This window comes from Bacillus sp. SIMBA_154, from assembly GCF_046536015.1.
GTDB classification, from domain to species: domain Bacteria; phylum Bacillota; class Bacilli; order Bacillales; family Bacillaceae; genus Bacillus; species Bacillus pumilus_P.
Genome location: NZ_JAWJBV010000557.1, coordinates 1 through 244 on the forward strand (window position 1 = coordinate 1; position 244 = coordinate 244).

The 244-nt window shown below is 48.4% G+C and carries 1 protein-coding gene; it reads right to left on the reverse strand.

What is annotated here, in order from left to right:
• Nucleotides 1-244: hypothetical protein (locus tag R0K30_RS23150; protein WP_410613338.1), on the reverse strand; the 244-nt coding region annotated here is incomplete at both ends.

The window sequence follows — 244 nt, forward strand, 5'->3', positions numbered from 1 at the left end:
GCCATAAGTTGGATTTTCAACGTCTCCAAATCTTGGTCCGAAAGAGAGAATGATTTTGTCAGTTGTCGCTCACCATTCGATTCTTCGTAAATAGAGCGACCTAAAGCTTCGCTGACGAGGCCGTCAGACAAAGCCCTAAGAAGCTTTGGGGCAATCAGCCCAAACATCTTTCCAAAAGTTGACTCAGTTGAAAACGTTTCCGGGCTGTAGCGCGTAACCTGCCGCCCCCAACCATCGTCAACTC